Genomic DNA, 21,315 nt, shown 5'->3' with positions numbered 1-21,315 from the left:
ACCGGATGGTCTTGCAGTCACGCGGAGCACATCGTGCGCTACTGGTTGTAACGTCGGTCGTCGGGCATCCAGCCCGGGCGGCGAAGGGGAGAGATGACGTTTTCGAGGGGTGGCACGGTGGCGCTGCGGACCGCACGCGCGTTCGCGGTTCTCGCCGGACGGTCGCTGCTGCTGGGACCGGCGACGGCGGCGGCGTGGCTGCGCGGCGAACGGTTCGAGCGCGACGTCTGGCTGGCGGACACGGTCGTGGCACTGGGCCCGGCATTCGTGAAGGCCGCCCAGCTGTTGAGCACGCGGGCGGACATCCTGCCCCCGCGCGTGTGTCGCGCGCTTTCCCGGCTGCACGACCAAGTTCGGCCGGTACCGCTGCGCACGATGCCGCCCGCGCTGAGGATCGCGGCAGGCGAGCCGCAATTGGTCGGAGCGGGCAGCATCGCCTGCGTGTACCGGGTGGTGCTCCCGGACGGCCGGACGGTCGCGGCGAAGGTGCGCAGGCCAGGCATCGAACGGTCGCTCACGGCTGATCTCGCGATGCTGCGACGGGCTGCCGGGTTGGCGGCGAGGCTGCCGATGCTGCGCGGCGTGCCGGTCGACGCCGTCGCCGCGCAGCTCGTCGAAAGCATTCGCGCGCAACTGGATTTCGCGAGAGAAGCGGAGCTGCTCGACGGATTCCGGGAGGCGCTCAGCGTCGCGGACGGAGTGACCGTTCCCGGGGTCCGCCATGAACTGTCCACTGAGGACACTCTGGTGATGGACTTCCTGGACGGGCTGGCGCGCCGCTGTCCGGAGGACCTCGGCGATGAGGAACGCGAGAACGCGGTCGTGCGGGCGTTGCGCGCGGTGTACCGGATGCTTTTCCTGGACGGAGTGGTGCACTGCGACCTCCACCCCGGCAACCTCTACTTCCGCGAGGACGGCTCGATCGTCATAGTGGACGCGGGTTTCACCGTCCGGCTCTCGGAGTCCGCGCGCGAGAAGTTCGCCGCCTTCTTCTACTGCATGAGCCAGGGCGACGGCGAGGCCTGCGCCGACATCGTGCTTTCGACCGCGAAGACGCACCCAGGCTCCGACACCGCGGGATTCCGCGCGGAGCTGGCCGCGCTGGTGGAAGAGCACACCGGACGCAACGCGGCCGACTTCGACCTGGTTTCTTTCGCCGCCAAGCTCTTCGACATCCAGCGCCGCCGCGGCCTGCACGCCGATCCGCAGTTCGTGTTCCCGATCCTGTCCCTGCTGGTGCTGGAGGGCACCGTGCGGGAGTTCCATCCCGGCGTCGACTTCCAGCGGGAGGCCCGGCCCCTGCTGGTCACCGCTCTGATGGAACACGTCGTGGCCGCGCCGGGGGAAGCGCGGTGAGCCCCGGGATCCTGGCCAAGGCGCTGCGCCAGGACAAGAGCCAGGTCGACTTCGGACTGCGCCGGTTCCGGTTGCGACCGGGCCCGGCTCGCGGCGTCCTGGAATCGGCTGCCCGCGCGTTCCTGACCGGATTGAACGCCTCCATCGAGCCAGCCGGCGAGGCGCTCGGCCAGCAGGTCTCCGCGCTCGAACCGGAGTTGCGCGGGTTCGCGTTCGAGGGCGCGGGAATGGGCTCCGCCCTGCTGGACGTGCTCCTGCCGCTCCGGCGCGCCCGGGTCGCGGCGCTGCTGCACGGACCGGCCGCGGACCACCCGCACCTCGTGCACGTCGGCGTCGGCTGGGCCTACGCCCGGCTGCGGCTGCGCCCCTCCCGAAGCACGGCGACAGACCCGCTGCTGCGCTGGCTGGCCTGGGACGGATACGGCTTCCACCAAGGCTTTTTCCACGCAGACCGGGTCATCGGACGCCATCGGGTCGAACCCGGGCTCGGCCGCGGACCGCGCCAGATCCGCGACCAGGGGCTGGGCCGGGCGCTGTGGTTCTGCGAGTGCGCCGACCCCGACGGCGTCGCCCTGCGGATCGCGGAGTTCCCGGCCGAGCGGCGAGCAGATCTGTGGAGCGGGGTCGGCCTCGCCGCGACCTACGCGGGCGGTGCCGACGCCGCCGAACTCGCCCGGCTCGCCGACCTGTCCGGGCCATTGCGCGCGCACCTCGCACAGGGTTGCGCGTTCGCCTGCGCCGCGCGGCGGGTCAGCGGAATCGTGCCCGCGCACACCGACAAAGCGGCCGAAGTGCTGGCCGGAGCCAGTACCGACGTCGCCGCGGACTGGACCGACCGGGCGCTCGGGCAGCTCGCGCCCCATCCGTCCACGCTCGCGCACTACCAGCGCTGGCGCGCGGAAATCCGGTATCTGTGGGAGAGGAAGAGCCGATGAGACCCTTTCTGCGCCGGCATCTGGCCCGCGTGGTCGCGTTGTCCGGCTGCGCGGCGGTCTTCGCGTTCACGGTCGTTCCGCAGTCGTCCTCGGCTGAGGAAACCGAGCTGGCGAACCAGTTTTCGTTCGCCGCCGCCCAGGTAAGTCCCGACAACGCGCCCGGCGGACGGCACCTGCGGACCGTCGCTCCGGCCTACGACCGGATCCGGTCGTGGATCTCGTCGGTGGGCGCGGCGACGGCGCTGTTCGCCGCGGACGGCGGTCCGGTCGCGCACGACGTCTGCCTGGTGGATCCCCGCACGGACACGGTCACCGTCGAACCCGCGCCCGGCACCGGCGCGCGATACCAGCCGTTCACGCTGGCCCCGTCCGGACTGGAGATGCCGTCTTACGCGGCACCGATGGGCTGCCTGCCCGCCGACGTGGACGAGAACGGCCGCCAGGACGTCGTCGTCTACTACTGGGGCCGTTCCCCGGTCATTTTCGAGCGACTGCCAGGGAATACGCCGTCGGCGGCGGCGTTTCGGCCGCGCGAGCTGGTCAGCCCGTGGCAGGTCTGGAACACCAACGCCGCCACGATCGGCGACTTCGACGGCGACGGGCACACCGATCTCGTGTTCGGCAACTACTTCCCGGACGGCGCGCGCGTGCTCGACCCGACCGCGCACCAGCCCGAACTGACGATGAACGATTCGCTGTCCCACGCAGCGAACGGGGGCACCCTCCGGCTGTTCCGTTCGGCTGGCTCCCGCCGGTTCGCCGAGGTGCCCGACGCCTTCCCGCCAGAGACACGGACCGGGTGGGCGCTCGCGCTCGCCTCCCAGGACATCGGCGGCCGGGGCCTGCCGGATCTTTACGTCGCCAACGATTTCGGCCCCGATCATCTGCTGGTCAACGAGTCCGCTCCAGGCCGGATAGCGTTCCGGACGGCGACCGGGACGCGGCACGCGACGACGCCCAAGTCGAAGGTGCTCGGCAACGACTCGTTCAAGGGCATGGGCGTGGCCTTCGCCGACCTCGACGCGAAGGGCGTCCCGGACATCCTGGTCAGCAACATCACCGAGCCGTACGCGTTGCAGGAGAGCAACTTCGCCTACCAGTCCACTGTGGGCCGCGCCGAAACAGCTGCCCGATTGCGCGACGGCGTGGCACCTTACGACGACCACAGCGAGGACCTCGGCCTGTCCCGCACAGGATGGTCGTGGGACGTCAAAGCCGCCGACTTCGGCAACTCCGGTTCCGAGGAAGTCATGCACGCGACCGGTTTCGTCGCCGGCGAGGTGAACCGGTGGGCGCAACTGCAGGAGACCGCGATGTCGAACGATCTCGTGCTGAGCCATCCCGCGCTGTGGCCGCGGTTCACCGAGGGAACCGACCTGTCCGGACACGACCGCAACACGTTCTTCGCCCGCAACGCGGACGGCCGCTACGTGAACGTCGCGGACCGGGTCGGCGTCGGCACCGACGCGGTCAGCCGCTCGTTCGCGGTCGGCGACGTCGACGGAGACGGACGGCTCGATTTCGTCGTGGCCAACCAGTGGGCATCGTCCACTTTGTACCGGAACACCTCGCCGGCCGGTGCTTTCCTGGGCTTGCGCCTGCGAAAACCTGTCGGTGAAAACGCGTGCCGCGCAGGCGCACCGGGGCCGACGTCACCCGCGATCGGCGCCGAAGCGGAGGTCGCCGCGCCGGGCGGTGGGAAGCGGCTGCAGCAGGTGTACCCGGCCAACGGGCACAACGGCGTCAACGCCCCCGATCTGCACTTCGGCCTGGGCAGTGAACCGCCGTCCGCCGTACCGGTCCGCCTGGCATGGCGGGACGGCTGCGGACATCGCCACGACGGTTCGGTGTCGCTCGCCCCCGGCTGGCACCAGCTGCGGCTCAACCCCGACGGCACCATCAAGGAGGACCGGTGACCAAGTCTCCGAGCGAACGCCGTTCCGCTGCCCTGCGCCGGTTCGGCGCGTCGATCACCGTGCTGACCGTGCTCGGCCACACGGTGCTCGGCTTCGAACAGGCGTATCTCACCCCGGTGGTCGCCGTGTTCGCCGCGCTGACCGCGGAGATCGTGCTGGAGTCGGTGGAGGCCGCGACCGCCGGACGCCGTCAGAGGTACCTCGGCAAGCCGGGTGCGGTGGTCGACTTCCTGCTGCCCGCCTACATCACCGGTATGGCGTGCGCGATGCTCCTGTACGCCAACGACCGGTTCATGCCGACGGTGCTGGCGTCCGTCGTCGGCGTCGCTTCGAAGTACCTCGTCCGGGTGCGGATCGGCGGCAAGAGCAGGCACGTGCTCAACCCGAGCAACGTCGGGATCGTGGCGGTTCTGCTGCTGTTCGGCTGGGTCGGCATCGCGCCGCCGTACGAGTTCACCGAATGGGTCACCGGCTGGTGGGGCGCGGTCGTGCCCGCGCTGCTGCTGATCGCCGGGACCATGCTGAACGCGAAGCTCACCGGCAAGGTGCCGCTGATCCTCGGCTGGGTCGGCGGCTTCCTCGCCCAAGCCGTGCTGCGCGCGCTGTTCACCGATATCTCGCTGGTCAGCGCGGTGCTGCCGATCACCGGGACGGCGTTCGTCCTGTTCACCAACTACATGATCACCGACCCCGGCACGACGCCGTCTTCCCGGCGGAACCAGGTCTGCTTCGGGCTCGCCACGGCCGCGGTCTACGGCGTGCTCGTGCAATTCCACGTCGTGTTCGGCCTGTTCTTCGCACTGACCATCACCTGCGCGCTGCGAGCCGTGATCATCGCGGTCGCCGCCCGCAAGAGTCCTCAGTGGACCGTCCTGGTCCCGGCGCAGCGCACCGCCGCCGAGCCGGTGCCGGCCCGGGAGCCCGCATGACCCGCCGCGAATCCGGCGAGCCGATCGCGATCGTCGGGATGGCCTGCCGTTACCCGGACGCGGACGATCCCGCGCAGCTGTGGGAAACCGTGCTCCGCCAACGCCGTGCGTTCCGGCTGCTGCCGCCGGGGCGGCTGGACCTCGCCGACTACTGGAGCGCCGACGCGAGCGTCCCGGACCGGACCTACAGCACCCAGGCCGCGGTGCTGGCCGATTGGGAGTTCGACCGGGAAGCGTTCCGGATCCCCGGCTCGACCTTCCGCGCCGCCGACCCCGCGCACTGGCTGGCGCTGGAGACTGCGGACCGCGCGCTGGCCGATGCAGGTCATCCCGCGGGCATCGGTTTGGACGCCGACCGGGTAGCCGTCGTCGTCGGCAACAGCTTGACCGGCGAAGTGACCCGCGCCCGGGCACTGCGGCTGCGCTGGCCCTACGTCCGCGACGTCCTGCGCGCGACGCTCGACGACGTGGACCTCGCGGCGGTCGAAAAGCGTTACTTGGCAGCGTTTCCCGAGGTCGGGGACGAGACGCTGGCCGGGAGTCTCGCCAACACCATCGCGGGCCGCATCTGCAACCACTTCGGCTTCCACGGCGGCGGGTACACAGTGGACGGTGCGTGTGCTTCGTCGATGCTCGCCGTGATCACCGCCTGCCGCGCCCTGCGGGACGGCGGAGCCGACTTCGCGCTGGCCGGGGGAGTGGACCTGTCGCTCGACCCGTTCGAACTGGTCGGATTCGCCAAGACCGGCGCGCTCGCCGCCGAGGAGATGCGGATCTACGACGAGCGTTCGGCGGGATTCTGGCCGGGCGAGGGCTGCGGGATGCTCGCGCTCGCCCGCGCCGAAGACGCCCATGCGGCGGGATTGCCGGTGTACGCGGAAATCCTCGGCTGGGGCGTTTCCTCGGACGGCCGCGGCGGCATCACCCGGCCCGAGGCGGACGGGCAGCTGCTCGCGCTGCGCCGGGCGGGCGAGATGGCCGGGATCGAGCACGCGGAGATCGGCCTGTACGAGGGACACGGCACCGGGACAGCGGTCGGCGATGTGGTGGAGCTGACCGCGTTGAACCGAGCGCGCTCCGAGGCCGCTTCGGCCGCCGCGCTCGGCTCGGTCAAGGCGAACATCGGGCACACGAAGGCGGCGGCCGGAGTCGCCGGGGTGGTCAAGGCCGCGCTGAGCGTGTCGTCCGGGCTTCTGCCGCCGACCACGGGCTGCGCGTCGCCGCACCCGGCGCTCGGGGAGACCCTGCGGGTGCTGCGTGCTCCGGAACCCTGGCCGGACGGTCGCCGGTTCGCCGGGGTGAGCGCGATGGGCTTCGGCGGCATCAACACCCACGTCGTGCTGGGCGCCCCAGTGCGGCCCCGATCGGTCCGGTCGCCGGTGCCAGCCCGGTCGACGCCGGAGTACGACGTCATCGCCGTCAGCGGGCCGGACCTTGCTCGCGTCGCGGCTGAACTGGCCCGGATCGCCGAGGCAGCGCCACGTCTGTCGCGAGCTGAGCTGCATGACCTCGCCTGCGAGTACGGACGCCGGACCCCATCCGGGCCGGTCCGGGCCGCGCTTGTCGCCCGAACCCCGGCCGAACTCGCCTCCCTCGCCACCCGCGCAGCGGCTGAGATGCCTTCGTTGACAAGCGGACAGCTCTCGACCTCACCGGGCTTCTGGCTCGGAAACGCCGTCCCGGGCCGGGTCGCGCTGCTGTTCCCCGGGCAGGGCGCGAGCGGCGCGGAACCGGCCGACACCGCGCTGGCCCAGCCCGCGGTCTACCGCGCGTCCCGGACAGCGCTGTCGCGGCTCGAGGAACTGGGCGTGACCGCCACCGTCGCGATCGGGCACAGCCTCGGCGAACTTGCCGCGCTCGTGTGGGCGGGCTGTCTGTCCGCGGACGACGGTGAACAACTGGCCGTCGAACGCGGCCGGATCATGGGCGCATACGGCACATCCGACACCGGGATGCTCGCGGTCGCGACGAGTGCGCCCGAGGAGCTCTGCGCAGGGACGGACGTTGTGCTCGCCGCCGACAACTCCGCCGAATCACAGGTGCTTGCCGGCGCGGTGGCCGAACTCCAAGCAGTGGCGCGCGAGGCCGAGCGGCACGGTTTCCGTGTCACGTGGCTTCCCGTTTCCCACGGTTTCCACAGCCCCGCTATGGCCGCCTGTGGCGCTCCGTGGCGCAAATTCCTCGACGGCATCGAACTTTCTCCGGTACGTCGCACGGTGATGTCCACTGTGTACGGTCGGCGCCTCACCGAGGACGACGACCTCGTGGAACTGCTCGTCGCCCAGCTCTGCGCGCCGGTGCAGTTCCGGACCGCGGTGCAGGCCGTCGACGCGGACTTGTTCTGCGAAGCGGGTTCCGGCCGTGCTCTGAGCACCCTGGCCGGTCAGCGGATCCCGACAGTCAGCCTGGACATCGGCGAATCCGGCGACCGCGCAGCCGCCGATTCCGCCGCCGCGCTGTTCGCCGCCGGTGCCGCGGCGAACCTCGTCCCCCGGTTCGCCGGACGGGCCGCGCGCGCCATCGACCTCGACCGCGAACCGGAGTTCCTGACGAACCCGTGTTCCGTGGCACCGTCGGAGATCCCCGCCCCGCGGGAGGCCATGGACGCCGCTCCGGCCCGCGACACCGCCGCGACGGTCACCGGCCTGCTCGCCGAGGCCACCGAACTCGACGCGGCACTGATCGGCTCCGACGCCCGCCTGCTCGCCGATCTCAACCTGAGTTCGCTGCGGGCGACCCAGCTCGTCGTCGAGGCGGCCTCGGCGCTCGGCCGGACGCTGCCGTCGGTGTCGATGGCGTTCGCCGACAGTTCGGTCGGCGAGGTGATCGCGGAAATCGAACGCCTCCCGGAGACCGCGGAACCCGGCCTGGAGGCACCGGGCGTGCGGCCGTGGCTCGCCTGTTTCACCGAGACACTGGTCCCGGCTCAGCCGGATCCTTGGCGGCCGACGGAAACCGTGCACCTGGCCGATCCCGAAGACGTCGAGGCACTGCTCGAAGCCGGGCAGAAAGCGTTGCACCACAAAGCACTCGTAGTGGTGACGCACGGCTGCGCGATCACCGGCTTCTTCCGCTCGCTGCACCGCGAACATCCCGACCTCGGCATCACCCTCGCCCAGATCCCCGCGCACGCCACAGACTTCTCCGCGCTCCATGCCGAACCCGGCCGATTCCGCGAACTGGTCCTGGGCGAGGACGGCGCCTGGTACGAACCCCGCGAGCAGCTTGTAGCCGCGGTGCCAGCTGAAACCCCACTCGGCGATCAAGACGTGCTCCTGGTCAGCGGCGGCGGCAAAGGCATCGGCTACGAATGCGCGCACGCACTGGCCAGCGCGACCGGCCTTGCCCTCGCCGTCCTCGGCCGCTCCCATCCGGAGACCGACGAACTCCTGCAGTCCAATCTGGACCGGCTCCGGGCGGACGGCATCCGCGTCGCCTACGAGGCCGCAGACGTCGGCGACCCCGATGCTGTCGCGCTCGCCGTCGAAAAGCTCACTGCCGAGACCGGGCCGGTGACCGCACTGCTGCACGCGAGCGGCATCAACGAACCGGCCCGGTTCGCCGACCTGACACCCGACCGGATCCGCGCGCACCTGCGCCCGAAGGTCACCGGGCTGCGCGCGTTGCTCGCGGCCGTCCCGCCTGAATCGCTGAAACTGCTGGTCACGTTCGGGTCAGTGATCGGGTCGGCCGGGATGGCGGGGGAGTGCCACTACGCGCTGGCCAACGGCCTCCTGCGCGCCGAAGCCCGGCGGCTCGCGCGAGAACTGCCGGACTGCCGGGTGCTCGACATCGCCTGGTCCGCGTGGTCAGGCGCCGGTATGGCCGAACGCATGGGCGCGGCGCAGGCTCTCGCCCGCTCCGGAGCTACACCGATCGCGGTCGAAGAGGGTACGGAGCTGTTCTTGCGCTTGTTGCGCACGCCGTCGACGTCCGCCGACGTGTCGGTGCACGGACGCTTCGGCGAGGAACTCCCGGCGGGAACGAGCCGGTTCCTGCAGCGGATCCGGGCAGGCCATCCCGGGGTCGAACTCGTCGCCGACTCGACGCTTTCCCTGCGCACAGACCCGTGGCTCGACGGCCATCGCGTCGACGGGGCGACCCTGCTGCCCGCCGTCGTCGGGCTGGAAGCCATGGCGCAGGCCGCTTCGACAGTCGCGGGCCGGGCGCTGACGACCGCCTGCGACGTCAGGTTCGACCGGCCGGTCGTCATCCCCGACACCGGCGAGCACGTTGTCCGGGTGTGCGCGTTGCGGGAGGGCGACGCCGTCACCGCCGTGCTGCGCTGCGCCGAATCAGGCTTCTTAACCGACCACTTCAGCGCCACTTTCCCTTTGTCCCCCTCGGAAAACGCAGCTGCGCCGCCGGAAGTTCCTGATCGCGGCCAGATCGAACCGACCGATCTCTACGACCGGCTGCTGTTCCACGCTGGACAGTTCCGCCGGGTCGTCGCGGTCGCGGTCCCAGACCCGTGGTCCTGCCGAGCCACGATCACTCCGAACGACGCTCCTTGGTGCACCTCGGTGCTCGGTGACCCAGCCGCCCACGACGCCACCGTGCACGTCCTGCAGTCCTGCGTGCCCACACGTCGGCTCCTGCCCGTCGCCTGCGACCGCGTCGACTTCAACCCGCGCGCGAGTGGTCGATGGGAACTCCGCGGCACCGAACAACACGCCGCCGACGGCCGCTACACCTGGAACGTCCTGGCCACCGACGCGGAAGGCCGGCCCGCCGTCCGATGGACCGGCCTGCGCCTGGCCGACACCGGACCCCTGCCCACCGACTGGCCGCCGGCTTTGCTGTCCGTGGCGCTCACCCGAACGGCCGTCGCACTCGGACTCGATCCGTCCGTGCGAGTGTCAATCGGCGAACCGTTCGCTGTGGACGCTGACAGCTCCTGCCCGGTCGCCTGCGCCTGGGAATTCGTCGAACCGCACGAGCCGCCGGATCCCGGACTGCTCCGGATCATTTCGGGCCCCTGCGACGAGTCGTCCGAACTTCTCGCCGCACGAGCCTCGACGGTCGCCCGATGCCTGACCCAGGTGAGCGCAAACCCCTCGGAGGCAAGGCTTTCCGGAGCATACGACGGTGGATGGCTAGTCCTCACCGCCGGGAGCGCGCGGATCGCCTCCGCCGTGTTCACTGTGGACGGATACCGGTTGCCCGTCGCGATCGCCCTGCTCACGGTCGGCGGTGCCGCATGACCCCTGCTTACCGGTACCGCCATCCCGTGACCCTGGAGGAGACCAACCTGGTCGGCAACGTCTACTTCGCGCATTACGTTCGCTGGCAAGGACATTGCCGGGAACGTTTCCTCGCCGAGCACGCTCCGGACGTTCTCGCCTCGCTCACCGACGGGTTCGCCGTGGTCACTACCGGCTGCGGCTGCGAATACTTCGGCGAACTGACCGCCGGGGATATCGTCGAACTGCGCATGACCCTGACTGAGCTCGACGGTCACCGCGTCGCGATGGCGTTCGACTACTACCGGGCCGAGGTCGCGGTGCCGCAACTCGTCGCCCGCGGACATCAGTCGGTCGCCTGCATGACCCGCGGCCCCGCCGGACTCGAGCCGGTGCCGGTCCCCGAGCAACTCCGGACGGCCCTCACGCCGTACTTGAAAATCCAGTAGTACGCTGGGGTGGTGACGACCACCGCAAGAGGGGAGCGGCAGTACCGCCAGTACTGCGGGCTCGCCGCCGCTCTCGACACCGTCGGCGAACGCTGGACGCTGCTCATCGTGCGCGAGCTGCTGCTCGGCCCGCGCCGCTACACCGAGTTGCTCGCGGACCTGCCCGGCATCGGCACCAACCTCCTGGCGGATCGCCTCAAGAAGCTGAGCGCCGCCGGAGTCGTCGAGCGCTCCGAAACCGGTGCGGGACACGCGTACCGGCTCGGCCCGCTGGGCGAACAGCTGCGGGAACCGGTGCTGGCGCTGTCGAAGTGGGGCATCGGACTGCTGGGCGAACCCGGTGCCGACATGGTCACGCGGCCGCACTGGGCGCTGCTGGCCGTCCAGTCAATGGCAGACGCGAGCCGGTTGCCCGAGGCGGCGGAGACGTACGAATTCCGGGTGGACGAGGAGACCTTCCATCTGAGGATCGACCACGGCACACTGACCACGGCCCGCGGACCCGCCGATTCGCCGGTGCTGAGCATCCGCACCGACGCGACGACATTCGTCCGTATCGGCGCCGGTGCGCTCGGCCCGTTCGAGGCGCTGGCCACGGGGAAGCTGACGTTTTCCGGAGACGCGGAAGCAGTGGTCCGATGCTCGACGGTGCTGGGATTGATGGAACGGCCCGGTCCTGCGGCAGGCGAGTGAGGGTGGCTGGGCGGGACTCGCCAACGGGGGTTTCGGTCTCGCCGGTCATCCGAGCCTTGTGGCGCGGGGGCCCGACGGCTGGCCCCTGATGAAGCGGGCGGTCGGGTGGCAGGCGGGCCGTTCTGCGAACGTGGTGGCGGTGAGTTCGGCTTGAGTTTCGTGGTGTGGAGTTCGGCGGTGCTGGGGCCTGGTGAAGCGGCGGGTCGGGTGGCAGGCGGGCTGCTCTGCGAACGTGGTGGCGGTGAGTTCGGCTTGAGTTTCGTGGTGTGGAGTTCGGCGGTGCTAGGGCCTGATGAAGCGGTCCGGTCCGGATGCGGGCGGGGCCGAGGCGGACCGCTCTGCGAACGTGGAAGCCAGGAGTTCAGTCCCGCCGATCATTCGAGGCGCGTGGCGTGGTGCTCGGCGGCGCTGGTCCGAAGCCGCGGCCATCCTCGTCTGCGCGCGGGCGACTCTGTGCTCTCGAGGCCGGGAAGCTCGCCGACGGCACCACGCCGAAGAAGTGACCCGGCCCCCCGCGCACGAGTGGGACCGGGCCGCTCAGCGAGGCCGGAGCTCAGAGTCCGCCCACCTTCACCGGGAATTTCTGGATCGTCGCGATCGTCGTGTCCGGGTCGTCGGGCAGCACCAAGTCCACCGGGTTCTGCAATTGGTAGAGGTCGCCCCGGGGCGGGAACTGGGTCAGCTTCCCGACCAGCATCGCCGGGTCCTTCGTGGTCAGCACCAGCGGCTCGTAGGCCTTCCTGGACTGGATGCCCGCCCGGCGCAGCAGGTCTTCGGGCTGGTCGATCGTCATGGTGAAGCTCAGCACCATGATCTGCTCGTAGCGCGGCGGGAACCGCTGGGTCAGCTTGAGCAGGCTCTTGGCATCGACGTCGACGTCGTTCTGCTCGATCGTGATCGTGCCGCCGCCTTGGTCCGCACCGGCAGCGCCGGGCAGTTCGGCCGACACCCGGTGCCCGACGACCCGCAGCCGCACCGAGTTGACCGGGTCGTCCGGGTTGACGTCGACCCGCACCTTGATCCCGCCCCGGAAATCGACGCTGACCAGCGACGTCCGGATCTGCAGCGGCGTGTTGATCGCCAGGCAGCTGCACGGGATCTCCGCCCCGATCGGCGGCAGCCCGGTCTGCTGCGGGAAGGCCTGGGCCTGCTGCCCGCCCAGCAGGCCGCCGGCCGCGACCCCGCCCACCCCCAGCGCGGCCGCGGCGGCGGCCCCTTTCAAGAAGTCCCGGCGGTCCTTGCCGGAACCGGGCTCCTCGGGTTTCTCGTCGTTCGGAGCAGGCATCCTCTACCTCCGCAGGTGCGTGTCGAAGACTCTGGCTCGCTTGAATTTAAGGTAGTGGAAGCCGGGGCGGCCAGAGACCGGAGGAAGATCGACCTGGTCGTGTCCGCCGTCGATGACCCACGGCGACCGCGCCGGGGGGACCGGGTCAGCCGGACAGGCGACACCGGTCGTCAGATCGGGTGTCGCCCGCCGGAACCGGGAGACGGCATCGCGGGGCCGTCGGCGCAGTGTCGGCGAAAAACGCTGTCGTCAGGGCAACTTCGGCTCGCAGGACGGTGTCGCATCTGTCCATAAAGGACTCTCGAGGTGAGCGCGGCGCCGAATTCACCCTCCATATTCAGGCACCCGCGAGCAGCTCCTGAGAACCGCGCCAGTATCGACGACCGGCAACCCGTGCGCGGCGGCGAAGGCAGCGGCTTCGTCCGGCGTGGCCATTTCCCTCGGATCCGAAGGGCTGACCAGCGCGGCGAACACCGCCGCCGCTGGCATGCCAGCCCGAAGGCACAGTTCGACGGCCGCTTCGGGGATCGCGAGCCTGCCGAGGATCCCTCGCGGGTGCGTGGCGTAGGGCAGCACGTGGCCTGGCCGATGGAGGTCCGCAGGCCGGGTGGCGCGTGCGGCGAGGCGACGGATCGTCTCCGCCCGGTCCGCGGCCGAGATTCCGGTGGTGACGCCGGTCGCGGCGTCGACCGCGACGCACCAGCCGGGACTTCGGCGGAAACTCGGCCGCATGGGCGGCAGTTCGAGCGCGTCGCACCGGTCGCCGGGCAGTGCGACGCCCAGCAGTCCGGACGAGTGCCGGATGACGAACGCCAGGGCGCTCGTGGACGCTTCGGTCGCAGGAAGGACGAGGGCGGCGTCGTCGGCGGAGGAGAGCACGAGCGGCCGTCCGGGCGCGAGCAAGGCGTCGAGCGGGAGTACCTCGAGGGAAGTAGTCATGCGACGGTCCGGATCTCCGCGGTCGCGAACCGTGCGACCTGCTCGGCGACGGTGGCGAGTTGCGCGGCGAGTTTCCGGTCGGCAACACGGCCGTCGGCGGAGAATGGCTGGCCGGTCGAGTCGACCACGACGCCGAGCGGGGTCGGCCAGCCGCGCAGAGCGTGGACGGTCGAGCGCAGCGACGTCAGCGTCGTCACCCCGGCCTGCGGCCCGTACGCGCTGACGATGCAGCCGACGGCGCGTCCGTGCAGGTAAGGGCGGTCGTCGCCGGCGAGGTCCTGGAGGTAGTCCAGCGCGTTCTTGAGCAGGCCGGACAAACCGCCGTGGTAGCCGGGCGTCGAGATCAGGACGCCGTCGGCGCGGCGGATCGCGTCGAGGAACGCGGTCGCGGACGCGGAACGATGCGCGAGATCCGGTTCGTACATGGCGAATCCGAGGTCCCGTGCGGTGAACAGTTCGGTGCGGGCCCCGTGCGCCCGCACGTCTTCGAGGACCGCGCGAAGGGCTCGTTCGGAAGAGGAATCGGGGCGGACTGTGCCGCCGATGCCCACGATCAGGGGGTTGTGCATGGTGGACCGGCTTCCTGCGGCGAAGGGACGGGGACTAGCGCGTCCGGGCGGAATCGGGGAAGTCGAACCGCGCGACTTCCGCGAGCTGGTCGCCCAGGGTGCCGGCGAGCGACTTGAACCCGCGCGCGCCCGCCTCGGCGCTGGCAAGCGTCGGGTCGCCGAGATAGCCTTCGGCACCGAAATCGTTGGCCAGCCAGCCGAAACTGACGCTTCCGCCGAAGCGGGCGTGGACGTTGTCGGCCATCTGCGCGGGGATCCGCCGTTCCGCGGAGCCGAGGTCGACCAGGTCGGGGCGCAGGTGCAGCATCAGGGACGTTTCCGCGGCCCCGCCGTGGATCCCGAGCCCGTTTTCGCTTGCTGCCCAGGCCGGATCGTGCGACTCGGGGAGGAAAACGTTGACGGCGAAGGTGAGCAGGCCGTAGGCGAGGCGCAGATCGCGCAGTGCGGTCTGGATTTCGGAGACGTTTCCGCCGTGCCCGTTCACGAGGGCGAGCCTGCGGATGCCGGCGGCGGCGACCGAGCGTCCGATGTCGTCGAGGGTTGCCGCGAAGGTCGCGGTGGACAGGGAAAGGGTTCCTGCCGCCCAGGTGTGTTCGACGGAGCGGCCGTAGCTGATCGTCGGCAGCAGCCACAGGTCGAGGTCTTCGCCGTGCGTGGCAACGACTTCGTTTGAAACTGCTTCGGCGACGAGCGCGTCGGTGGCGAGTGGGAGGTGCGGGCCGTGCTGTTCGATGGCGCCGACGGGCAGCACTGCGACCGAGGACGGCCCGCAGGCGGCCTCGACTTGGGAGGCCCTCAGCTCGGCGAAAAACCGGGAAGCCATCAGGAATTCTCCTTCCAACGCGTTCAGGAGCCGAGGTAGGCGACGGCCCGGATTTCCACGCGCATCTCGGGCGTGGCCAGCGGGGGATAGATCAGCAGCGACGCGTACGACCGCTCGGACAGCAGCTTCGGCGCGTGCTCGGCAAGCCAGGCGTCGCGGACCCGCATGTACTCGGCGCGGTCGGCGGGATCGGCGAGGAACTGGTCGAACTGCACGATGTCCTCGAACTCCGCGCCCGCGTCGGCGAGCAGCCGGTGGACTCGGTTGAGCGTGACCAGGGTTTGCGCGGCGACGCCGTGGGCGGGCCGGCCGTGTTCGTCGGTCACGCCGTCGATTCCGCTGAGGAAGACGAAGCCGCCCGCCGCGGCTCCTCTTCCCCACGGCTGGACCGTCGTGCCGTACTTCAGCGGGCCAAGCGCTTGTTTTGTCACTCGTCGGCCTTTCGGTAGCGTCGGATGAGGTAGTAGGCCAGGGCGGCCGCCGCGCCCGCGACCCACGGGGTGAGGTCGCCGAACTGCGGGAAGCGGGCGGCGAACGCGCCGGTGTACAGGCTCTGGTCCATGAACGGCACGGAGACCGCGATGGCGAGCACGAACGCCGCGAGGCCCGGGCGGAACCGCCGGGTGTGGTCGAAATACCGGTGAGGGTCGATCTCCTGGCGGCCGAAGACCAGCGTGTCCACGACGACGATCCCTAGCCAGGGGCCGATCCAGTAGCCCATCAGGAACAGGAAATTCTGGAAGGTGCCGAACACGGACCCGGCGTTGTGCCCGGCGACGAAACCCACCACGGTTCCCAGCACGCCGATGATGACCGCGGAGACCCAGCGGCGAACCTTGGCGCCGACCATCAGGAGGCTCAGCGAGGCGCTGTAGATGTCCAGGACGCTGCCGGAGATCGAGGCCGCCAGCAGCGCCACCAGGATCACGGCGGCCAGACCGGACGGGATCAGCTTCGCCACCAGGTCGGTCGGACTGTCCACAGTGATCACGGTGCCGATCGCGGCTCCGACGACCGCCATCCACAACCCGGCCAGCGAAGCGCCGGAGAACGCCGCGACCAGCACGCGGCGCCGGGACGTGTCGCGCGGCAGGTAGCGCGTGTAGTCGGAACCGCCGATGCACCAGCCGAACGTCCTGGTCGAAGCGAGCGCGACGGTGGTCAGCATGCCCCCGGCGACCCCGCCCGCGCCTCGGTGCAGGACGTCGCCGGATGCGGCGAGGTTGCCTTTCGCCAGGCCGTACCAGGTGAGGATCAGGAACAGCACGGACGCGACGATCGCGAGGAAACGTTCGGCTTGGTGGACCAGATCGTGCCCGACGATCGCGATGACGATCTGCACCGCCGCCACCGCGACGAGCGAAACCAGGAACGGCAGCCCGAAGAGTTCGCGGACTATATAGGCCCCGAGCACGGTGTTCACCGCGAAGTAGCCGAGGCCGGTCAGGCACAGGAGCAGGACCGGCAGGAAATTGCCGTAGTAGCCGAACGGGATGCGCGACTGGATCATCTGCGGCACCCCGGCGCGCGGGCCCATCGAGGCGGCGAAGCCCAGCAGCACGCTGCCGATCAGGATGCCGATGGCCAGCGAGAGAACGGCTTCGCCGAACCCCAGGCCGAGGAACGCGGTGGGAATGGCGCCGACCGCGAGCGCCGAGTACTGCAGATTCCCGGCGAACCACAGGGAAAACGCGGAGCGCGGCGAACCGTGGCGCTGGTCGTCGGGAATCCTTTCGATGCCGTGGTGCTCGACGGATACGGCGGGTGCGCGGACTGCGTGGGCGTCTTTGACCATCTGTCCTCCAGCGGAAGAACCCCCTGCGGCGGATTCACCGTCCATGTTGATATAGGTAACACGGCTGCCACAGCCTGCGCTGAGCCTTCCTTGGATGTCAAGAGCCTGTTTGGGCTTGACACTCCGCAGGTCGCGCCGCACAGTGTTGATATCAGTTACATTTTGCGTCTGCTCACAGCCCGGCCGAGCCGGGAGGGATGGAGGCCCTGTGCGGCACGGAGTGTTCTTCTTCGGCTCGGTCGAGATGCCGGACGTGCTCGCCGGAAACCCGGTGCCCGCCGCGCGGCGCCGCGCCACCCGCGAGCAGGTGTGGCACGCGCACGAGCGGCTGGTCGGGATGGGTGTGCTGGCCGAGGAACTGGGATACGACAGTTATTGGCTGGCGGAGCACCATTTCCAGCACGAGGGCTACGAGGTCGTGCCGAACGCGATGATGCTCGAGTCGCATCTGGCGGCGCGGACCTCGCGGATCCAGCTGGGGTCGATGTTCAGCATAGTGCCGCAGTGGAATCCGCTGCGGCTGGCCGAGGACTTCAGCAGCCTGCTCAACCTCTCCGGCGGACGCGCGGTGCTCGGCGTCGGCCGGGGCACGGTGTCTCGCGAACTGCGCAGCCTCACCGCGCATCAGGCGGACATCGGGGTGATGTCGTCCAGCGAAGAGCGCAAGGTCATCGACGCGCACAACCGTGAGGTTTTCGCCGAGTACATGGACATCGTGCGTACTGCGTTGAGTCAGGAAACCTTCTCGTACAACGGAAAGTTCTTCGAGCTTCCGCCGCCGGACAACCGCGACCCCGACCACGAGGCCGACACGCTGACCCTGGTGCCGGGTCCGCTGCACCCGGTCGAGATCTGGCAGGCGGTCACCAGCCCGCCGACCCTGGACTACGCCGCCGAGGTCGGTCACGGATGCGTGTGGTGGAACCAATATCACGGGTACATCCGCGACCAGTGGGAGCGCTACGGCGAGCTGTACGAGCAGCGCCACGGCGTCCGGCTCGCTCCGGGGCAGAACCGCATTCTGGTATTGCCCATGCACATCGCCGACACGCACGAAGAGGCTTGGCGCATCGGGCGGATCGGGCACGACGAGTTCTGGAACCTGCTCGCGCCGTTCGGCTGGAGCAGCGGGTACCAAGGCGACGACGGCAACCGGGCTCCGGCCGGTTTGGTGCCGACGCTGGAGCAGTCCACGAAACAGAAGTGCTGGGCGGTCGGCACGCCGGAGGAAGTGGCCGAGATCGTGCAGCACCACAAGGACACGCTCGGCCTCGAACATCTGGTGGTGTTCCCGCATTTCCCCGGGCACACCTACGACATGGCCGCCGAGCAGATGCGGCGCTACACCGAACAGGTCGTGCCGCTGCTGCGCTGACCCGCTCCCGGACCGCGCGGCTCTCCCGGGGCCGCGCGGCCGGTCATTCCCCGGTGTTGATCAGCAGGACCCGGACCGGTTCGTCGCCCAGCCGGCGCCAGCGATGCGCCCGCGACCCCGGGTAGGTGGCGACATCGGCCTCGCCCAGCTGCTCGCGGCGCCCGTCGGCGAAATCCAGTTCGATCCGCCCGGTGACGACGTACAGCATCTCCTGCCCGACGTGCTCGAAATACTCGCCGAACTCCGCCGGGCCGCCGGTGTATTCGATGGGCTGCACCGGAAAACCCGCCCGGGACAACGCCCGCGCCGTGGAACCGGTCGGGATTTCGGCCCCCGGCATGACCATTCCCTCGTCGGCGCGCAGCAATCCGACGCCCTGCTCCGCGGGCCCGGCGAGAAGGGCCGACACGGTGGTGTCCAGCGCGACCGCGATCCGCTGCAGAGTGCTGACGCTCGCGGCGGCCAGCCCGCGCTCGAACTGGCTGAGAAAAGCGTGCGACAGGCGGGAAACCTCGCCGACTTGCTTGAGCGTCAGCCCGCGGCCGCGCCGCAGCTCGCGCACCCGCGCCCCGAGCACCTTCGCCGGATCCGGCGCAGGTGCGGAATCGGGGGAGGGAGGGGTTCGCATTGGGTTGACTATACCGGAGCCGGGGTGTTCCGAAGTGGACTGTGCGGGGGAAACGCCGTAATGGGCAAGGGAATTGACGGGAAGACGCGGCAGCCGCGGAGGTCTCCGGTGCCGCAAGCTCACCAGCAGGCTCCAGGGTAGGTGCGTCCGCCTCGGTAGACGCGTTCGAAAGCCTTGATCGAGCTGCAGAAGCCGTCGAGGACCTCTGCGTTGACGGCGTCCTCGACGGCCGCGCCATCCTGCAGCGCCGTCCAGACGCCCGGTGCTAGCTGCACTGCTCGGGTGGTGCCTTGCATTTGGAACCAATTGCGCACCTGACCGGGCAAGGACGAGACCTTCACGACCTTCGGATAGCCAGGCGGCAGCGGTGCCTGCGGGACGCTCGTTGCCGGTGCTTCCGCGGCAGTGGGGAAAACCGTCGGGTCAGACGGCGGCGCGCTGGCGGGCTGCGGAGCGCTGGAAGGCACGGCTGACGACGACGGCGTGCCCGGCGAACTCGCTGATGGGGTGCCGGAGGTGGTGCACGCGGCGCAGGCAATAGCGCAGAGCGCGACGAGGAGCGTGGGCTTGCCGGGTCGTTCCAGGTGCGTCATCGCGATTGAACCTCCTCGGCCGTCAGGGACTCGGATCGGTCCTCCGCTGAGCGCCTGACCAGTCCGAGTGGTGCCCCTTCGGGTCGGCGGCGGCCAGCGGACCGTTACTCGGCCGGACCGGCTCGCCGCCGAAAAGTGATCCCGGAAGGTCCAGGCGGGCTGGTTGACACACTTAGTACACTAAGTTGCATGACCGGTCGACCAAGCCGTGCGCCGCTCTACCGCACGATTCAGAGCGAGATCCAGCGCGACATCCTCAGCGGCAGGCTGAAGCCGGGGGACTGGCTCCCGTCGGAGAGTCAGCTCCGGGCGCAGTACGGCGTGTCCCAGACGTCCGTCCGGCGCGCCTTTCAGGAGTTGCAGCGGCTCGGGCTGGTGGAGCGGTTCCACGGGCGGGGCAGCATTGTCGCGTCCAACGAGATCCGCGCGATGAGCCCGATGCTCGGTCTTGGCCGCGAGCTGCGGCAGCGCGGCTTCGCGATCCGGCCCGAACTGCTCAGCAATGCCGAGGAACCGGCGGACGAAGCGGTCGCCAAGGCGCTCGACCTCGAACCCGGCGACACCGTGAGCCACATCGAGCGGCGTTACTGGATCGGCGACGATCCGTTCGTCTTCCTCGACCACTATCTGGTGCAGCAGCCCGGAATCGACTTCGGCGAGTTCACCGGGGATTCGCTGTACGCCTTCCTCTCCGGCCGCGACGCGCAGCCCACGCACGCGCGGGAGCGGGTCAGCGCGGTCAATCTCTCCGCGGCGGAGGCGGAGCGGCTCCAGGTCGAGCCGGGCGTCGCGGCGATGCTGCGCGAGCGCACGTCGTTCGGCGCGGATCAGCGGCCGCTGGAGTTCACTCGCTACATCCTGCGCGGCGATCGCTACCACCTCGACATCGACCTCCGAAGCGAGCGATGAGCGCCCGGCCGCGGCTCGTCGTCGTGGGGGACGCGAGCATCGACTACTTCGTCCAGGTCCCGCACATCGCGGGCAACGACAACAAAGCCATCGGCTCCCTGTCCGGCGTCTACGGCGGCGGGATGAGCGCCAACCTCGCCGCCGCGGCCGCGCAGCACGGGATCGCGGTCGACTTGATCACGAAGACCGGAGCGGGACCGGACACCGACGAAGCGCTGGCCGAACTGCGCAGGCTCGGGGTCTCGATCGAGCATTCCCTGCGCGACCTCGCGCATCCGACCTGGATGTGTTTCGTCCAGCTCGACGCGAGCGGTGAAAAAGCGCTGACCGGCGCCGACACCGGGATCAAGATTCCGGCGATCGAGGAGATCGACGCGTCGGTCCTGGCGGGCGCGGACATGGTCGCGCCGCTGGCCGACGATCTCGAGTGGGCGGCGGCCGTCGCCGAACTAGCACGAGGAGCGCGGGTAGCCGTCGACCTCGAACCGGACGCGTTCGAGCCGGATCAGCCGGAGTTCGCGCGGCTGCTCGGGCTCAGCGACATCGTCTTCCTCAACGCCGCCTCGGCGACCAAACTCGCTGCCACGCCGCGGGACGCCGCTCAACGGCTGATCGAGCTCGGCGCGGAGCTCGTGGTCATCAGCGAAGGAGCGCGCGGAGCGTCCACTGTGGACAAGAACGGCGTCGTCCATCGCGCGCGGTTGAACGGCGAGGTCACCGCCATGGATACGACCGGCGCGGGGGACGCGCTGGCGGGAGCGTTCCTGGGCGCGCTGCTCGGCGGGGCCGAAGTGGGCGAAAGCCTTCGCCGGGCGGTGGCCCAGGCGACCCGTTGCGTCACCGCTGTCGGCGGTCGCACTTATCTGTCCGGCTCGCAGCGCGGCGACTGGCCAGACGACCTGATCACCATCACGACTGAGAGGTAACCGAGTTGAATT

The 21,315-nt window shown here is 70.0% G+C and carries 18 protein-coding genes; 10 read left to right on the top strand and 8 right to left on the bottom strand.

Going from position 1 to position 21,315, the window contains the following annotated elements:
• The first annotated feature begins 93 nt into the window (after positions 1-93).
• From AB5I40_RS07980 to AB5I40_RS07950, 7 genes are read left to right on the top strand one after another with little or no spacing between them, the layout of a single operon-like run.
• Complete coding sequence (locus AB5I40_RS07980; protein ID WP_370937787.1) at positions 94-1,356, top strand: ABC1 kinase family protein; 1,263 nt, start codon at positions 94-96, stop codon at positions 1,354-1,356.
• On the top strand, positions 1,353-2,291 hold the full coding sequence (locus AB5I40_RS07975; protein ID WP_370937786.1) for a DUF1702 family protein: 939 nt from the start codon (positions 1,353-1,355) through the stop codon (positions 2,289-2,291). Before AB5I40_RS07980 ends, AB5I40_RS07975 begins: the two co-directional genes overlap by 4 nt.
• On the top strand, positions 2,288-4,207 hold the full coding sequence (locus AB5I40_RS07970) for a CRTAC1 family protein (RefSeq protein ID WP_370937785.1): 1,920 nt from the start codon (positions 2,288-2,290) through the stop codon (positions 4,205-4,207). The genes AB5I40_RS07975 and AB5I40_RS07970 overlap by 4 nt, the downstream gene beginning before the upstream one ends.
• Positions 4,204-5,136 carry an enediyne biosynthesis protein UnbU gene (locus AB5I40_RS07965; RefSeq protein WP_370937784.1) on the top strand — a complete coding sequence of 311 codons (933 nt, stop codon included), beginning with the start codon at positions 4,204-4,206 and terminating at the stop codon, positions 5,134-5,136. The genes AB5I40_RS07970 and AB5I40_RS07965 overlap by 4 nt, the downstream gene beginning before the upstream one ends.
• Positions 5,133-10,340, top strand: a complete 5,208-nt coding sequence (locus AB5I40_RS07960) for an SDR family NAD(P)-dependent oxidoreductase (protein WP_370937783.1) — start codon at positions 5,133-5,135, stop codon at positions 10,338-10,340. The genes AB5I40_RS07965 and AB5I40_RS07960 overlap by 4 nt, the downstream gene beginning before the upstream one ends.
• Positions 10,337-10,768 carry an acyl-CoA thioesterase gene (locus AB5I40_RS07955; RefSeq protein WP_370937782.1) on the top strand — a complete coding sequence of 144 codons (432 nt, stop codon included), beginning with the start codon at positions 10,337-10,339 and terminating at the stop codon, positions 10,766-10,768. The genes AB5I40_RS07960 and AB5I40_RS07955 overlap by 4 nt, the downstream gene beginning before the upstream one ends.
• A gap of 12 nt (positions 10,769-10,780) precedes the next feature.
• The gene (locus AB5I40_RS07950; RefSeq protein WP_370937781.1) at positions 10,781-11,461 is read left to right on the top strand and encodes a winged helix-turn-helix transcriptional regulator; all 681 of its coding nucleotides are present in this window, start codon (positions 10,781-10,783) and stop codon (positions 11,459-11,461) included.
• A 553-nt stretch (positions 11,462-12,014) separates the two neighbouring features.
• Here AB5I40_RS07950 and AB5I40_RS07945 read toward each other — a convergent pair.
• The 6 genes from AB5I40_RS07945 to AB5I40_RS07920 form a co-directional block, all read right to left on the bottom strand.
• The gene (locus tag AB5I40_RS07945; protein WP_370937780.1) at positions 12,015-12,746 is read right to left on the bottom strand and encodes a twin-arginine translocation signal domain-containing protein; all 732 of its coding nucleotides are present in this window, start codon (positions 12,744-12,746) and stop codon (positions 12,015-12,017) included.
• Positions 12,747-13,070: 324 nt separating this feature from the next.
• A complete protein-coding gene (locus tag AB5I40_RS07940) occupies positions 13,071-13,685 on the bottom strand; it encodes a 3,4-dihydroxy-2-butanone-4-phosphate synthase (protein WP_370937779.1) in 615 nt (204 codons plus the stop codon).
• Positions 13,682-14,254, bottom strand: a complete 573-nt coding sequence (locus AB5I40_RS07935; protein ID WP_370937778.1) for an NADPH-dependent FMN reductase — start codon at positions 14,252-14,254, stop codon at positions 13,682-13,684. The genes AB5I40_RS07940 and AB5I40_RS07935 overlap by 4 nt, the downstream gene beginning before the upstream one ends.
• 34 nt (positions 14,255-14,288) lie before the next feature.
• Complete coding sequence (locus AB5I40_RS07930) at positions 14,289-15,077, bottom strand: creatininase family protein (protein WP_370937777.1); 789 nt, start codon at positions 15,075-15,077, stop codon at positions 14,289-14,291.
• A gap of 23 nt (positions 15,078-15,100) precedes the next feature.
• Complete coding sequence (locus tag AB5I40_RS07925; RefSeq protein ID WP_370937776.1) at positions 15,101-15,508, bottom strand: RidA family protein; 408 nt, start codon at positions 15,506-15,508, stop codon at positions 15,101-15,103.
• The gene (locus AB5I40_RS07920; protein WP_370937775.1) at positions 15,505-16,872 is read right to left on the bottom strand and encodes a cytosine permease; all 1,368 of its coding nucleotides are present in this window, start codon (positions 16,870-16,872) and stop codon (positions 15,505-15,507) included. Before AB5I40_RS07920 ends, AB5I40_RS07925 begins: the two co-directional genes overlap by 4 nt.
• A gap of 208 nt (positions 16,873-17,080) precedes the next feature.
• Here AB5I40_RS07920 and AB5I40_RS07915 point away from each other — a divergent pair, with 208 nt between their 5' ends.
• Positions 17,081-18,247 (top strand): LLM class flavin-dependent oxidoreductase, encoded by a 1,167-nt coding sequence (locus tag AB5I40_RS07915; RefSeq protein ID WP_370937774.1) that lies wholly within the window; start codon positions 17,081-17,083, stop codon positions 18,245-18,247.
• A 43-nt stretch (positions 18,248-18,290) separates the two neighbouring features.
• Here AB5I40_RS07915 and AB5I40_RS07910 read toward each other — a convergent pair whose 3' ends face one another.
• Both AB5I40_RS07910 and AB5I40_RS07905 read right to left on the bottom strand, forming a co-directional pair.
• On the bottom strand, positions 18,291-18,875 hold the full coding sequence (locus AB5I40_RS07910) for a helix-turn-helix domain-containing protein (protein WP_370937773.1): 585 nt from the start codon (positions 18,873-18,875) through the stop codon (positions 18,291-18,293).
• A gap of 119 nt (positions 18,876-18,994) precedes the next feature.
• A complete protein-coding gene (locus AB5I40_RS07905; protein WP_370937772.1) occupies positions 18,995-19,468 on the bottom strand; it encodes a hypothetical protein in 474 nt (157 codons plus the stop codon).
• Between the two features lie 189 nt (positions 19,469-19,657).
• Between AB5I40_RS07905 and AB5I40_RS07900 the strand changes: the two genes are divergently transcribed.
• Positions 19,658-20,377: a GntR family transcriptional regulator gene (locus AB5I40_RS07900; protein WP_370937771.1), complete on the top strand. Its 720-nt coding sequence runs from the start codon at positions 19,658-19,660 to the stop codon at positions 20,375-20,377.
• Positions 20,374-21,303, top strand: a complete 930-nt coding sequence (locus tag AB5I40_RS07895; protein WP_370937770.1) for a carbohydrate kinase family protein — start codon at positions 20,374-20,376, stop codon at positions 21,301-21,303. Before AB5I40_RS07900 ends, AB5I40_RS07895 begins: the two co-directional genes overlap by 4 nt.
• Positions 21,304-21,315: the final 12 nt, after the last annotated feature.

The organism is Amycolatopsis sp. cg13, assembly GCF_041346965.1.
Classification (GTDB): domain Bacteria; phylum Actinomycetota; class Actinomycetes; order Mycobacteriales; family Pseudonocardiaceae; genus Amycolatopsis.
This window is presented reverse-complemented; position numbering and strand designations above follow the sequence as displayed.

Excerpts from the sequence above, each read along its gene's own strand:
- AB5I40_RS07980 (WP_370937787.1), top strand. The coding sequence starts at position 94 with ATGACGTTTTCGAGGGGTGGCACGGTGGCGCTGCGGACCGCACGCGCG.
- AB5I40_RS07970 (WP_370937785.1), top strand. The coding sequence starts at position 2,288 with ATGAGACCCTTTCTGCGCCGGCATCTGGCCCGCGTGGTCGCGTTGTCC.
- AB5I40_RS07960 (WP_370937783.1), top strand. The coding sequence starts at position 5,133 with ATGACCCGCCGCGAATCCGGCGAGCCGATCGCGATCGTCGGGATGGCC.
- AB5I40_RS07955 (WP_370937782.1), top strand. The coding sequence starts at position 10,337 with ATGACCCCTGCTTACCGGTACCGCCATCCCGTGACCCTGGAGGAGACC.
- AB5I40_RS07945 (WP_370937780.1), bottom strand. The coding sequence starts at position 12,746 with ATGCCTGCTCCGAACGACGAGAAACCCGAGGAGCCCGGTTCCGGCAAG.
- AB5I40_RS07940 (WP_370937779.1), bottom strand. The coding sequence starts at position 13,685 with ATGACTACTTCCCTCGAGGTACTCCCGCTCGACGCCTTGCTCGCGCCC.
- AB5I40_RS07935 (WP_370937778.1), bottom strand. The coding sequence starts at position 14,254 with ATGCACAACCCCCTGATCGTGGGCATCGGCGGCACAGTCCGCCCCGAT.
- AB5I40_RS07930 (WP_370937777.1), bottom strand. The coding sequence starts at position 15,077 with ATGGCTTCCCGGTTTTTCGCCGAGCTGAGGGCCTCCCAAGTCGAGGCC.
- AB5I40_RS07920 (WP_370937775.1), bottom strand. The coding sequence starts at position 16,872 with ATGGTCAAAGACGCCCACGCAGTCCGCGCACCCGCCGTATCCGTCGAG.
- AB5I40_RS07910 (WP_370937773.1), bottom strand. The coding sequence starts at position 18,875 with ATGCGAACCCCTCCCTCCCCCGATTCCGCACCTGCGCCGGATCCGGCG.
- AB5I40_RS07905 (WP_370937772.1), bottom strand. The coding sequence starts at position 19,468 with ATGACGCACCTGGAACGACCCGGCAAGCCCACGCTCCTCGTCGCGCTC.
- AB5I40_RS07900 (WP_370937771.1), top strand. The coding sequence starts at position 19,658 with ATGACCGGTCGACCAAGCCGTGCGCCGCTCTACCGCACGATTCAGAGC.
- AB5I40_RS07895 (WP_370937770.1), top strand. The coding sequence starts at position 20,374 with ATGAGCGCCCGGCCGCGGCTCGTCGTCGTGGGGGACGCGAGCATCGAC.